General features: G+C 72.5%; 10 protein-coding genes. 2 read left to right on the plus strand and 8 right to left on the minus strand.

Annotation, left to right across the window (positions count from 1 at the left end; all coding sequences use genetic code 11):
- Positions 1–15: 15 nt before the first annotated feature.
- The 5 genes from ACY1JX_RS04610 to ACY1JX_RS04630 form a co-directional block, all read right to left on the minus strand.
- Entirely contained in the window at positions 16–921 is a 906-nt protein-coding gene (locus tag ACY1JX_RS04610) for a type II secretion system F family protein (protein ID WP_462565356.1), read from the minus strand.
- Entirely contained in the window at positions 918–1,772 is an 855-nt protein-coding gene (locus ACY1JX_RS04615) for a type II secretion system F family protein (RefSeq protein ID WP_181755365.1), read from the minus strand. Before ACY1JX_RS04615 ends, ACY1JX_RS04610 begins: the two co-directional genes overlap by 4 nt.
- Positions 1,772–3,079: a CpaF family protein gene (locus ACY1JX_RS04620; protein ID WP_462565357.1), complete on the minus strand. Its 1,308-nt coding sequence runs from the start codon at positions 3,077–3,079 to the stop codon at positions 1,772–1,774. The genes ACY1JX_RS04615 and ACY1JX_RS04620 overlap by 1 nt, the downstream gene beginning before the upstream one ends.
- Positions 3,079–3,858, minus strand: a complete 780-nt coding sequence (locus ACY1JX_RS04625) for a P-loop NTPase family protein (protein WP_286929689.1) — start codon at positions 3,856–3,858, stop codon at positions 3,079–3,081. Before ACY1JX_RS04625 ends, ACY1JX_RS04620 begins: the two co-directional genes overlap by 1 nt.
- A 79-nt stretch (positions 3,859–3,937) precedes the next feature.
- Positions 3,938–4,711, minus strand: coding sequence for an SAF domain-containing protein (locus ACY1JX_RS04630; protein WP_462565358.1), 774 nt, complete (start codon positions 4,709–4,711; stop codon positions 3,938–3,940).
- A 194-nt stretch (positions 4,712–4,905) separates the two neighbouring features.
- Here ACY1JX_RS04630 and ACY1JX_RS04635 point away from each other — a divergent pair, with 194 nt between their 5' ends.
- A complete protein-coding gene (locus tag ACY1JX_RS04635) occupies positions 4,906–9,459 on the plus strand; it encodes an FtsK/SpoIIIE domain-containing protein (RefSeq protein WP_286929687.1) in 4,554 nt (1,517 codons plus the stop codon).
- A gap of 30 nt (positions 9,460–9,489) precedes the next feature.
- On the opposite strand, the gene ACY1JX_RS04640 is transcribed toward ACY1JX_RS04635, so the two are convergent.
- Positions 9,490–10,578, minus strand: coding sequence for a D-alanine--D-alanine ligase family protein (locus ACY1JX_RS04640; RefSeq protein WP_286929686.1), 1,089 nt, complete (start codon positions 10,576–10,578; stop codon positions 9,490–9,492).
- Here ACY1JX_RS04640 and ACY1JX_RS04645 point away from each other — a divergent pair.
- Positions 10,577–11,605 (plus strand): trans-sulfuration enzyme family protein, encoded by a 1,029-nt coding sequence (locus ACY1JX_RS04645; RefSeq protein WP_462565359.1) that lies wholly within the window; start codon positions 10,577–10,579, stop codon positions 11,603–11,605. The genes ACY1JX_RS04640 and ACY1JX_RS04645 overlap by 2 nt on opposite strands.
- Before the next feature lie 14 nt (positions 11,606–11,619).
- On the opposite strand, the gene ACY1JX_RS04650 is transcribed toward ACY1JX_RS04645, so the two are convergent.
- Together ACY1JX_RS04650 and ACY1JX_RS04655 are read right to left on the minus strand one after the other, a co-directional pair.
- Entirely contained in the window at positions 11,620–12,621 is a 1,002-nt protein-coding gene (locus ACY1JX_RS04650) for an NAD(P)H-dependent glycerol-3-phosphate dehydrogenase (RefSeq protein ID WP_181755358.1), read from the minus strand.
- Positions 12,621–13,355 (minus strand): lysophospholipid acyltransferase family protein, encoded by a 735-nt coding sequence (locus ACY1JX_RS04655; RefSeq protein ID WP_462565360.1) that lies wholly within the window; start codon positions 13,353–13,355, stop codon positions 12,621–12,623. The genes ACY1JX_RS04650 and ACY1JX_RS04655 overlap by 1 nt, the downstream gene beginning before the upstream one ends.
- Between the last annotated feature and the right edge of the window lie 13 nt (positions 13,356–13,368).

Here is a 13,368-nt window from a genome sequence, read left to right on the forward strand (position 1 = left end):
TTCGGTGCGGTGGTTTCAGAGCCCGGCGATGCCAGACAGCGCCGGGTAGATCAGGAAGACGAGGAAGCCGGCGGCCAGCAGCAGCTGTGCGACCAGCATGGACTGGGAGCGCTCCTGGGCGCGACCCTCGGAGTCGGCCAGCTCGCGCTGGCGCATGGACGAGGCGCGGGCGGTGAGCGAGTCGCGCACCTTGGCGCCGTCCTCCGCGACGAGGGCGAGGGCGGCGGCGAGGTCGCGGAGCTCCTCGACCTTCATGTCGTCGCCGAGGCGACCGAGCGCGGCCCACGGCGTGATGCCCTGGAGCCGGGCGTTCTCGATGGTCTCGCGCAGGCGGACCATGCCCCAGCCCTGGCTGACGCCCGCGGCGGCCGAGAGTGCCTCGGGAACGCCGCGGCCACCGGCGAGGTTCATCGACACGAGGTCGAGGAACGCGCTGACGACATGGCGGAAGTCGCGACGACGGTCGGTGGCCTCGGAGTGCAGCTGCAGCTGGGCGAGCACGGCGCCGCCGAGCGCGCCCAGGATCGCCAGCCACAACGGCAGCACGGGGCTCACCCAGCCGGCCACCATGAACGGCGACAGCATGAGGGCGGGCGCGAAGGCGCCGACGATCGCCGCCACGAGGGTCGAGCCCAGGTGGCTCTCGACCGAGCGGTCGACGACGGCCAGGTCGGACCGGATGCTCGCCGGCAGCTCGATGCCGCGATCGTTCAGGAAGGCCGTGGCGGCCGTGCCGAATCGCAGGGTGCGCGACTCGTCCTCGTCGAGCGAGGCCTGCGAGGGGCGCACGCCGCCGCGCCGGCGCTGGACGTCGAGCCGTGCCAGCTCGGACGCGGCGGTGGCGCTGAAGGAGGGCGAGCGGCTGAAGAGCAGCCAGACACCGGCACCGGCGAGGGCCCCGGCGATGAGGATGAGGATCACGACGCCTCCTTCGACAGCAGGAAGCGCTCGGGCGTCTCGAACTCCGACAGGCGGCGCATCCAGATGAAGCCGGCGGCGAACAGGCCGATCACGACGAGCAGCACGATCTGGCCGATCGGCGTGGAGTACGGCTCGACGTAGCTGCGGTTGAAGATCGACAGGAACAGCACGAACGCGACCGTGATGCCCATGACGATCTGGACGCTGCGTCGCGTGCTGGAGCGGCTGGCCGCGATGCGGCGACGCATGTCGAGGTCGGCGCGGGCCGACTTCGCCAGCGAGGTCAGGACCTCGCGCAGGCCCGGGCCGCGCAACCGCGCGTTGAGGATCAGGGTGGCCACGATGAGGTCGGCGCTGGGGTCGTCGATGTCGTCGGCGAAGCCCTGCAGCGCCGTCGAGAGCGACGTGCGCACGCGCAGCCGGTCGGTGAGCCGGATCAGGGCGGGCTTGATCGCGGGCGACGCCGCGTAGGCGGTGGCGGGGATGGCCTGCTCGAGGCCGACCGCACCGGCGATCGTGTCGCGCAGGGACTCGGTCCAGGCCGCGAGGCCCTCGAGCTTGGCCATCGCGCGCTTCTCACTGGCCAGGCCACCGAAGAGCATCGGCGCGAACCACACCAGGGCGCCGACCGAGATGGCCAGGACAGGCCACCCGGTGAGCAGCAGGATGACGAGGCCGGCGGCACCGCCGAGCAGCGCACGGCGGGCGCTGCCCTGCACGCGGTCGCGCAGGGAGACGCCGGGGCGACGGGGCGCCGGCTCGTCGTACTCGGACATGCCGACCACGACGAGCAGGATCCCGGCGCCGATCACGGCGCCGAGGAGCGTCACCATCAGCGCGAGGGAGATCATCAGAACGCCTGACCCTCGTAGGCGTTGGGCCGGTAGCCGTGCATCTGCAGATCCTCGATGCAGCTGACCGCCGCGGCCGCGTGGGCCACGCCGTCGGGACCCTCGGCGAAGACCTCGCTGGAGAGCACGCGACCGTCGACGCCGTTGACCTCACGCACCGACGTGATGACACGGCGCAGGCCGCCACCGCTCTGGAACTCGTTGCGGCGCTCGACGAAGATGACGAAGTCGATCGCGCCGGCGATCAGCATCATCGTGGCGTCGGCGGGCAGGCGCTCCGCGGACTGGATCGCGTAGGTGCAGATGCGGTTGAACACCTCGAGCGAGGAGTTCGCGTGGATCGTAGACAGCGACCCGTCGTTGCCCTGGCTCATCGCGTTGAGCATCGTGACGATCTCGTCGCCCAGGACCTCGCCGACGATGACGCGGCTGGGGTTCATGCGCAGCGAGCGGCGCACCAGCTCGGACATGTGGATCGCGCCCTGGCCCTCGGAGTTCGGCAGCCGCTCCTCGAACGCGACGACGTTCGGGTGCAGGTCGGGGAACTCCCCCAGGCCGAGCTCGAGCGCGCGCTCGACGGTGATGAGGCGCTCCTGCGGCTGGATCTCGTTGGCGAGCGCCCGCAGCAGCGTGGTCTTTCCGGCGTTCGTCGCGCCCGCGATCATGATGTTCTTGCGCGCGGCGATCGCGGCGGACAGGAACGACGCGAGCTCGGGCGTCATCGTGCCGCTCTCGACGAGCATGTCCAGCGACACCCGGGCCAGTCGCGCGCGACGGATCGACAGCGACGGTCGCGGCGTGACGCCCATGACCGCCGACAGGCGGCTGCCGTCGGGCAGGCGCAGGTCGAGCTGCGGGTTGGCCGTGTCGAACGGACGGCTGGTCAGGCCGGAGTAGGCACCGAGGACCTGCACGAGCTCGACGAGCTCGTCGTCGCTCTCGGCGACGGGAGGCATGCGTCGCTCCTCGCCGTTGGCGTACCCGACGAAGACGTTGTCGTACCCGTTGATGTCGATGTTCTCGACCTCGGGATCGTCCAGCAGCGGCTGGAGCCGACCGACGCCGTACAGCGCGGCGTGGATGCCGTCGGCCAGCTCGGCCTCCTCGGCACCCGAGAGCGGCGCGCGACCGGCGGCGATCTCCTGACGGGCGTAGGACTCCAGGACGCGCGCGATGATGGCGCGCGCGAACTGGCGCTCGTCCTCGGACGACATCTGGGGCAGGCCGGCGGCCGCGTCCTCACGACGCTGGCGGGCGAGCGCGTCGGCGACTTCCTCGCGCAGGGTGCGCAACAGCTGCTGGTCCATCAGATCTCCTGCGCGACGGCGGACGGGGTGGCCAGCGCTCGGACCCGGGGCACCAGGTCGACGAGGGACCGCGAGAACAGGGAGCGCAGCACGGCGCGCGACGGCGAGGCGGCGCCCCGCGCGACGACCTTGGGGTCGAAGGCGATCGTGCCGAGCATCGTGACGTCGAGCTCGGAGGCGGCCAGCAGGCGGCCGATGTCGTCGACCGCGCGCTTGTCGCGGGGGTCACCGACCACGGCGACGCCGACCGGGGTGGAGCCGGGACGGCCCAGCGCCCACGGCTCGCGCACGGTGGCGAGGCGGTCGCGCAGGTGAGCGACGGCGGCGATCTCGGAGCGGACGACGAACACCACGGCGTCGGAGCCCTCCACGACGGGGCCAGCCGGCGAACCCGCGATGAAGCGACCTGCGTCGGCCAGGACGTCGCCGCCCCGGTGCGCTCGCAGCGTGCGCTGCAGGTGGGGCCAGGCCGGGCCGAGGCTCTGGGCCTGGCGGGGTCCGGAGGCGCCCACGAGCACCTCGATGCCGTGCTTGGTCTCCTGGAGGTGGTCGACCAGGTCGACCTCGTCGCCCGCACGCACCGCGGCGCCGAGCGAGACCAGGCCGCGCTGCTCGTCGAGCGCGTTGTCGTCGACGTCGCGCTCGCGGATGGCGACGTCGCCGCCGACCGGGTCGAGGTCGGCGACCACGACGGGGTTGGGCCAGCGCGCGGCCAGCCCCATGACCGCCGTGCTGACGCCCGGCGACCCCTTCGCCGAGATGAAGCTGATGACGGTCATCGCGCCACCGCCACGGAAAGGGCACGGTAGGCCGATGACGCGATGTGAAGCGTGGAATCGTTCACTCGCTGGCGCTCGCTCATCGCGTGGCACCCGCCAGGCTGCGGAGCCGATCGGTGTCGGTCACCGCCACCCCGCGGTCGACCAGGGACATGCCGATGCGGTTGTTGCCGGCCGCGTCGACGATCGCGTCGGCGACCTCGAGCGGGACGAGCAGCGTGGCCGCGGAGCCCTCCGAGTCGCTGCCGCCGCCGAGGACGCCGCCACCACTGGAGGAGACCGGGGGCCGGATCACGAGGGCGAGTGCGAGGGGCTGGCTCGGACGATCGCCCTCACCGATGCGGACGACGCGGACGAGGTCGCCGGAGTCGAGGTCGTCGGGCACGCGGCCCTCGACCAGGGGCACGCCGACCTCGGCGCGCTGACCACCGCTGAGCGGGTTGGTGCGCACGAGCATCGACGTGTCGAGGAGCTGGCCCTCGTTGAGCGGCACGCGGGTGTAGGTGCCGAGCACGGTCGACTCGGCGCCGGCCGGGACGATGAGGTCCGACTCGGTGGCGACATTGGTCTCGCCGAGCATGTCGCGGGTGAGCTCGGTGCCGGCCGGGATGTCGGACTTCACCACGAGGACCGGCTCGCGCGAGTCCATCCGCAGCGCCAGCAGGCCGGCGAGCGCGGCACCGCCGAGGATCAGCAGGACGCCGAGGAGGGCGACGGCGGGGCGACGGCGACGCGGAGGCGTGGGGCGCGAGCCCGCGGGCGCGGCCCGTCCTCCGACACCGCGCGCGGTGCGGGCACGCTGACGGTCCTGGACCGCATCTCCGACCGAATCGGTACTGGTGCGCATCGCCATGGAACGGCTCCCCCTTGCAGACGTAGGTGCGTCCTGGGATGGGCCGAGACGTGCTCCCTCGCGCAGCCCCCCGCAGGAACCACCACAGTCTAGCCCCACGTGACCATCTCGTCCTGCCAGGTGACGCACGGCACGCGCGGGCGCTTCGCGCGCTCCGCCCGGCCCGTGGCGCGGGACCCTCTACGCTGAGCCCCATGCGCTTGCTCGTCACGGCCGAGGCGGCATCGTCGGGGGAGGTCCGCGATGCCATCGTGGCCTATTCGGCCGCCAGCACGGTCGGTGACCTCGAGTCCGTGCTGCAGCAGCTCTTCGGGATGCGCCGCCCCCACGCCGACGTCGCCGACGTCATCGACCTCGACAGCCGTCGGGGCGTCGAGCGCAGCGGACCGGGGGTCTTCCTCGGGTCGCGCCGCCTCGATCCCGACGCCACCCTGGCCACCGCCGGGATCCGCCACGGGGTGATCGTCGGCCTCGGCGGACCCAGCCGCCATCGCGAGCGCGAGCCGCAGGGCCTGGTGGAGGTTCGCGTCAGCTCCGGCCGGGGCGCCGGGCGGGTCCACCGCCTCGGCATCGGCACGTGGACGATCGGCTCGGCCAGCCACTGCGCGATCCGGGTCCAGGACGCCCCCGACGTGGCGGCCCGGCTCGAGGTCGACGCGCAGGGTCGCGTCGTGGTCACGGCCGACGAGTCCGCCCGCGACCTCACGGTGGCCATCCCCGAGCGCCGCGAGCCGCCCACCGAGCCGATCGTGCTGCAGGCCAGCGTGGCCACCCGCCAGCAGCGTCGCTTCCGTCGGCGCAAGCCCGGCCTGAGCGCCCTGGAGCAGGGCCGCCAGGTCGACCCCACCGCTCCCCTGCCGCTCGTCCGCCTCGACCGCGAGCCGGTCACGGCGTCGGTCGTCTGGAAGGAGGGCGCCGTCCTCGGCGTCGCCGACGTGCTCTTCGAGCTTGGCTCGGTCAGCGCGCCGGATGCCTCCCTCTCCCCGTCGGCCACCGGCCCGGAGCTGGACTACAACCGCCCGCCGCGGCTGCACCCGCCGGCGCGCACGCGCGAGTTCTCGCTGCCCACCGAGCCGAAGAAGCCCGAGAAGGCGCCCATCCCGATGGTGATGATGCTGTCGCCGCTGCTGATGAGTGGCTTCATGTACTGGCGCACCGGCTCCATCTACTCGCTGATGTTCATGATCCTGATGCCGCTCATGATGCTGCTGAACGCGTCCGGCACGCGCCGCCAGCAGAAGGCGCGCTACCAGGAGCAGCTCGCGGAGTTCCACCGCCGGCGTGCCGACGTGGAGAAGGCCGCCGTCACCTCGCTGGCCGACGAGCGCGGGCAGCGTCGCTCCATCTACCCCGACCCGGCCTCGGTGCTGCTGTTCGCCACCGGCCCGCGGGCGCGCCTGTGGGAGCGCCGTCGCTGGGACCCCGACTTCCTGGAGCTGCGGCTCGGCACGAGCGACCTGCCGTCCGACGTCGTCGTGAAGGACTCCACCCGCGAGCAGCACGAGGGACCGCTGCGCTGGACCGCGCCGGACGTCCCCGTCATCGTGCCGCTGGCGCCCACCGCGGTGCTGGGCGTGTGCGGCCCGTCCGACCAGTGCCTCTCGACGACCTCGTGGCTCATCGCCCAGGTCGCCGCCCTGCACTCCCCCACCGACGCCTCGGTCTGGATCTTCACCGACCGCACGAACGCGACGGCCTGGGAGTGGACGAAGTGGCTCCCGCACGCCCGCACCAGCGAGGACCACCCGCGGGCCGCACGCCTGGCCCTCGACGAGGAGGACCGGGCGTCGATGATCTCCGAGCTCACGGGGCTGGTTGACCGGCGCAAGGAGCTCGACACCGACGAGCGCGAGGCCCTGCCCTCGGTGGTGGTCGTCCTCGACGGAGCGCGCGAGCTGCGCATGGCTCCCGGCATGACGTCGCTGCTGAAGTCGGGAGCGTTCGTCCACGTCTACTTCATCTGCCTCGACCGCACCCCGCGTGAGCTGCCCGAGGAGTGCCGCGCCGTGGTGGAGCTGCACGGCGACCTGCTCGACCTCGAGACCACGGCCGAGCGTCACATCGACGGCGTCCGCCGCGACGTGGTGGACGGCGTCTGGCTCGAGCGGCTCGGTCGCGCGCTCGCGCCCATCCGCGACGTCAGCACCGAGGACCTCAGCTCGAGCCTGCCGGCCGCCAGCCGGCTGCTCGACGTCCTCGGCCTGGACGCTCCCTCCGGCAAGGACCTCGTCCGCGTCTGGTCCGGCGGCGGCCGCACCACCAAGGCCGTGATCGGCGAGGGGCTCGACGGACCGTTCCGGATCGACGTGCGCGCCGACGGCCCGCACGGCCTCATCGCCGGCACCACCGGCTCGGGCAAGTCCGAGCTGCTGCAGACCATCATCGCGTCGCTGGCCGTGGGCAACCGTCCCGACGAGTTCAACTTCGTCCTGATCGACTACAAGGGCGGCGCGGCGTTCATGGACTGCCAGCACCTGCCCCACACCGTCGGCATGGTCACCGACCTCGACGGCCACCTGACCACCCGGGCGCTCGAGTCGCTCGGTGCCGAGCTGCGGCATCGCGAGCACCAGCTGGCCGACGCGGCCGCGAAGGACATCGAGGACTACCTCGCGGCGCGCCAGCCCGGCGACGAGCCGATGCCACGGCTGCTCATCATCATCGACGAGTTCGCGGCCCTCGTGGCCGAGCTGCCCGACTTCGTCACCGGCCTGGTCGACGTCGCCCGACGCGGCCGCTCGCTCGGCGTGCACCTGATCCTGGCCACCCAGCGCCCCGCCGGCGTGGTCAACGCCGAGATCAAGTCGAACACCAACCTGCGCATCGCCCTGCGCGTCACCGACGCGAACGACTCGGACGACGTGATCGAGTCTAAGGTCGCCGCGGAGATCCCCAAGTCCTTCCCCGGCCGGGCGTACGCGCGACTGGGGCACTCGTCCCTGACGCCGTTCCAGAGCTCGCGCGTCGGAGGCCGGCCGGTCGGCACCGAGCGTGCCGAGCTGCGCACCCGCGGGTTCGGCGTCGAGGAGCTGGTGGCGCCCCCGAAGGCGGCCGGCTCCGACGAGGAGGACGTGTCGATCCCCACCGACCTCGCGACCCTCGTGGGCGCGGTGCGCGAGGCGAACGACCTGATCGGCCTCGAGCCGATGCGCAAGCCGTGGCTGCCGCCGCTGCCCGAGACGCTGACCCTCGACGACCTCCCGGTCGAGCCCGCCCCCGACATCGGCGCCCTCCCCGACATCCCGCCGATCGTGTTCGGGCGCGGCGACCTGCCCCACCTGCAGCAGCAGGAGGTCGCGAGCTGGGACCTCCAGCGCGCGGGGCACCTCGTGATCGCGGGCCAGTCCCGCTCGGGTCGCTCGTGGTCGCTGCGTGCCATCGCCGCGGCGATCGCCCGCCAGACCGCTCCCACCGACGTGCACGTCTTCGGCATCGACGCCGGCAACAACGCGCTGCTCCCCCTGGTCTCGCTGCCTCACGTGGGCGCCGTCGTCACCCGCACCCAGACCGACCGCATCTTCCGGCTGTTCGACCACCTCGGGCGTGAGCTGACCCGGCGCCAGCAGGTGCTGGCCGAGCAGGGATTCGCCGACATCGCCGAGCAGCGTGCCGCGGTCGACGGCGCCGAGCGGATGCCCTACCTCGTCGTCCTGCTCGACCGCCTCGAGGGCTTCACCACGGCCTTCGAGTCCGTCGACGGCGGCGTGCTGCTGGAGCGGCTCGTGGGCCTGCTCCAGGAGGGCGTCGGCGCGGGCATCCGGGTCGTCATCGGCGCCGACCGCTCGGGCATCCTCGGGCGCTACTCGCTGCTCGTCGACGACCGGATCGTGCTGTCGATGAGCGACCCGTCGGACTACTCCGTCGTGGGCCTGCCGACCAAGCAGGTGCCCTCCCACATCCCGCCGGGCCGCGGCTTCCGGGCCGGCGAGCGGCCGCAGGAGGTCCAGTTCGCGATGATCGACGCCTCCGGCGAGGGCACCGCCCAGGTGCGGGCGATCCACGAGCTCGGACGCGCCGTCGCCGAGCGCTACGGCGACCTCCCGCGCGGCCTGCGTCCGCACCGCATCGACGAGCTGCCCGTGGCCATCGGCCTCGACGAGGCGCTGACGATGGAGCCGTCCGAGGCCGCGCTGAGCCCGAGCTTCATCCCCGTGGGCGTCGGTGGCGACACCCTCGCCCTCGAGGGCTTCGACCCGCTGTCCACCGGCCCGGGCTTCCTGGTGGCCGGTCCCCCGCGCTCGGGGCGCAGCTCGACCCTCGTCGTGCCGATCAGCCAGCACCTCGCGCACCGTCGGGACGTCCTCGTCATCGCGCCCCGCCGCTCACCGCTGCGCGACCTCGACGACCGACGCCTGCAGCTGTTCACGGGCTCCGAGCCGATCGAGGAGATCCGCGAGGGGATCTCGCGCCTGCGCACCCAGCACCTGATCGTCGTCGACGACTTCGAGGTCCTGGGCGCCGACTCGCCGGTGGGCCAGCTGCTCGGCGAGACCTACGGCGCGATGCGCGACACCGCCAACGCCATGATCATCGCCGGTGGCATCGACGAGCTCGGTTCGGTCTACCGCGGCCTGCCGTCCGACCTCAAGCGCGGCCGCACCGGCCTGATCCTGTCGCCGCGAGCCTCGAACGACGGCGACGTCCTCAACGCCCGCCTGCCCCGCTCGGTCGGCGCCTCGGTCCCGCCCGGCCGTGGACTCCTCGTCACCCCCACGGGCTACCGCTGGGTCCAGGTCCCGAAGGCCTGACCGCCGCTGTGGCCCCGGGAGGGGCAGGGCTCAGCGCAGCCCGAGGGGGCGCTGGAGGGCCAGCTGGATGAGGCGTTCCACCAGCTCGGGGTAGTCCACACCCGAGGCCTGCCAGAGCTTGGGGAACATCGAGAAGGGCGTGAAGCCCGGCATCGTGTTGATCTCGTTGATCACGAGGCCGCCGCCGACGCTGCTGGTCAGGAAGAAGTCCACGCGGGCCAGGCCCTCGCAGCCGATGGCGTCGAACGCCTGCAGCGCGTACTCGCGGATGCGCTGGCGCACCGTCTCGGGGAGGTCGGCCGGGACGACGTTCGTGCTGGTGCCGTCGAGGTACTTGGCCTCGAAGTCGTAGTACTCGTGATCGGTGTCGGCGGCCACGACGATCTCGCCGACCTCGCTGGCGAGGGGCATGCCGCGCTCGTCCTGGATGACGGCGCACTCCACCTCGCGCTTGTCGTGCGCGGCGGCCTCGACGATGACCTTCGGGTCGAACTTCCGCGCGGCCAGGACGGCGTCCTCGAGCTGGGCCCAGTCGTGCACGGGCGTCACGCCCGAGCTGGAGCCGGCCCGCGCGGGCTTGACGAAGACCGGCAGCCCCAGCGCGTGGATGCGCGCCTCGGCGCGGTCGCGCTTGGCGTCCCACTCCCACGGCTGGATCGTCACGTAGGGCAGCTGCGGGAGTCCGGCGGCCGAGAAGACGGTCTTGGTGAACGGCTTGTCCATGCCCACGGCGCTGGCCATGACGCCGGCGCCGACGTAGCGGACGCCGGCCAGCTCGAAGAGGCCCTGGATCGTGCCGTCCTCGCCCCACGGGCCGTGCAGGAGGGGGAACACGACGTCGACCTCGCGGACGCGGTCCCAGGAGAACGGCGGGAATCCGTCGCGGACGGAGGGAAGGGCACCCGGCTCGAGGTCGTCCCAGACCGCGGTCTCCTCGACCCAGCGGCCGTCGGGGGTGATCCCGACGGGAACGACGTCATAGCGGTCGCGGTCGATCACGGCGAGGACCTCGCGCGCGGTCAGGCACGAGACGCCGTGCTCGCTGGACTGGCCTCCGAAGACGACGGCGATCGTGGTGCGCACCGGCTCGACTCTACCCGCCTGTGACACTGGAACCATGCAGCCCGACACCGTGACCGTCATCGCAGGTCGCCCGGCCAAGCAGCCCGGCGCGCCGCTCAACGCCCCCATCACCCTCGCGAGCGCCTTCGTGCCCGGCGGCTCGTCCGAGTACGGCCGGCACGGCAATCCGGCCTACGAGGCGTTCGAGGCGGTGCTCGGCGAGCTCGAGGGCGGACGGGCCCTGGCCTTCGCCTCGGGCATCGCGACGTCCGCCGCCACGCTCGGGCTCCTCGAGCCCGGTGCCGTGGTGGTGCTGCCGCGGCACGGCTACAACGGCACCACGAGCCTCGTCGAGAGCGGGCCCTACGAGGTGCGCCTCATCGACCCGTCCGACACCGAGGGCAGCATCGAGGCCTTCGCCGGGGCCGACCTCGTGTGGCTGGAGTCGCCGACCAACCCCGCGATGGAGGTGGGCGACCTCCCCACCCTGGTGGCCGCCGCGAAGGAGGCCGGCGCCCTCGTCGCGGTCGACAACACCTTCCGCACTCCCCTGCGCGACCAGCCGCTCTCGTACGGCGCCGACATCGTGTGCCACTCCGCCTCCAAGCTGCTCGGCGGTCACAGCGACCTCGTGCTGGGCGTCCTGGCCACGCGCGACGACGCCCTGTTCGAGCGGCTGCTCACGCACCGCTCGCTGCACGGCGCGATCCCGGGAGCCCTCGAGTGCTTCCTGGCGGCGCGCGGCATCCGCACGCTGGCCGTGCGACTGGATCGCGCGGAGTCGAGTGCCGCCCTGATCGCCGACCGGCTGAAGGCGCACCCGGCGGTGGCGGAGGTCCGCTACCCCGGCTTCGGCTCGATGGTGTGCTTCGTCGTCGACGACGCCGAGCACGCCCAGCGCGCCACGGAGTCCAGCCGGATCATCAGCCACGCCACGAGCCTGGGCGGCGTGGAGTCCACGTGGGAGCGGCGCCGCCGCTTCCCGGCCGAGCCCGAGACCATCCCCGCCGGGCTCATCCGCCTGAGCGTCGGCATCGAGGCCGTCGAGGACCTCTGGTCCGACATCGAGGCCGCCCTGGGCTGAGCCCGGGCGGAGGGTCAGCGGGTCTCGGGCTTGGCCGAGCGGCTGATGAGGGCGTTGACGAGCTCGGTGGGCGTCATGTTGCCGTCGACGAGCGCGCGGACGTGCTCGACGATCGGCATCTCGACCCCGTGCATCGCCGACAGCTCGGCCACGGAGACGCAGGACTTCACGCCCTCGGCGACCTGGCGCGTCTGCGACGTGATCTCCTCCACGGTCATGCCGCGGCCGAGCTTCTCGCCGAAGGTGCGGTTGCGCGACAGCGGCGACGAGCACGTGGCCACGAGGTCACCGAGGCCGGCCAGGCCCATGAAGGTCATCGGGTCGGCACCCATCGCCATGCCGAGGCGAGCGGTCTCGGCCAGCCCGCGCGTGATGACGGACGCCTTGGTGTTGTCGCCGAAGCCCAGCCCGTCGCAGACGCCGACCGCGAGGCCGATGATGTTCTTGACCGTGCCGCCGAGCTCGCAGCCCACGAGGTCGGTGTTCGTGTAGGGGCGGAACGCCGGCGTGTGCAGGTACTTCTGCAGCTGGAGCGCGACGGACTCGTCCTCGCACGCGACCACCGCAGCGGCCGGCTCGCGGCGCGCGATCTCCTTGGCGAGGTTCGGGCCGGTGATGACGGCGATCCGCTCGGGCCCCGCACCGGTGGCCTCGGCGATGACCTCGCTCATCCGCATGTGCGAGCCCAGCTCCACGCCCTTCATGAGGCTCACCATCACGGCCGACGGCTCGATCAGGTGGCCCCACGACTCGAGGTTCGCGCGCAGCGTCTGGGACGGCACGGCCAGCACCACGATGGCCGCGTCGGCCAGCGCCTCGGCAGGGTCGGTGGTGGCGCGGATCGTTCCCGGCAGCTCCTGGCCCGGGAGGTACTCGGTGTTCTCGTGGCGTTCGTTGATGTTGGCGCACGTCTCGTCGCGACGACCCCACAGGTGGACGTCGTGGCCGGCGTCGGCCAGCACGATCGAGAAGGCGGTGCCCCAGGACCCGGCTCCCATGACTGCTGCAGTGACCATCAGCTCTCCTCGTATCGGGTCTTGGGCTTCTTGAGCGTGCGCACGTCGATCCGCGGAGTCGTGGGCGACTCGCCGCGGATCTGCGCCTGCAGCGCGGTGATCGCGTCCATGAGGCGCTCGGTGGCCGCGTGGATCTGGTCCTGCGTGGGACTCTCGCCCAGGTCGGAGAGGTCGATCGGGGCACCCACCCGCACGTGGATCGTCTTGCGCGGGAAGGGCCGGAACTCGCGGCGGTAGGGCCACATGATGTCCTGCGGGCCCCATTGCGCCACGGGTACCAACGGCACACCGGCGGCGTGCGCGGTGCGGACGGCACCGTCGCGACCCGACATCGGCCACGCGGCGGGATCGCGAGTCATCGTGCCCTCGGGGTAGATGGCGATGATCGAGCCGGACTCCACCGCGTCGATCGCAGCGCGCAGCGAGTCGGCGGCCGCGCCGGTGCCCCGGTAGACCGGGATCTGCTCGGCCTTGCGCAGCAGCCGGCCGATCACCGGCACGGCGAACAGCGGGTCCTTGACCAGGAAGCGCGGCGGGATGTCGTGGTCTACGAGCCAGTGCCCGAAGAGGAACGGGTCGAGGTACGACAGGTGGTTGGGTGCCAGCACGAACCCGCCCGAGGTGGGCAGGTGCTCGTCACCGCGCCAGTCGCGCTTCGTGACCACCATGAACAGCGGGCGAAGCACCCACACGACGACCCGGAGCACGGTGGGCAACGGGCGGGTGCGGGACATGGGATGACCCTAG

The organism is Aeromicrobium sp. JP4 (genome assembly GCF_054957925.1).

Bases quoted from the DNA above. Each gene is read 5' to 3' on its own strand.
- ACY1JX_RS04615 (WP_181755365.1), bottom strand. From the start codon at position 1,772: ATGATCTCCCTCGCGCTGATGGTGACGCTCCTCGGCGCCGTGATCGGC.
- ACY1JX_RS04620 (WP_462565357.1), bottom strand. From the start codon at position 3,079: ATGGACCAGCAGCTGTTGCGCACCCTGCGCGAGGAAGTCGCCGACGCG.
- ACY1JX_RS04625 (WP_286929689.1), bottom strand. From the start codon at position 3,858: ATGACCGTCATCAGCTTCATCTCGGCGAAGGGGTCGCCGGGCGTCAGC.
- ACY1JX_RS04630 (WP_462565358.1), bottom strand. From the start codon at position 4,711: ATGGCGATGCGCACCAGTACCGATTCGGTCGGAGATGCGGTCCAGGAC.
- ACY1JX_RS04635 (WP_286929687.1), top strand. From the start codon at position 4,906: ATGCGCTTGCTCGTCACGGCCGAGGCGGCATCGTCGGGGGAGGTCCGC.
- ACY1JX_RS04645 (WP_462565359.1), top strand. From the start codon at position 10,577: ATGCAGCCCGACACCGTGACCGTCATCGCAGGTCGCCCGGCCAAGCAG.
- ACY1JX_RS04640 (WP_286929686.1), bottom strand. From the start codon at position 10,578: ATGGTTCCAGTGTCACAGGCGGGTAGAGTCGAGCCGGTGCGCACCACG.
- ACY1JX_RS04650 (WP_181755358.1), bottom strand. From the start codon at position 12,621: ATGGTCACTGCAGCAGTCATGGGAGCCGGGTCCTGGGGCACCGCCTTC.
- ACY1JX_RS04655 (WP_462565360.1), bottom strand. From the start codon at position 13,355: ATGTCCCGCACCCGCCCGTTGCCCACCGTGCTCCGGGTCGTCGTGTGG.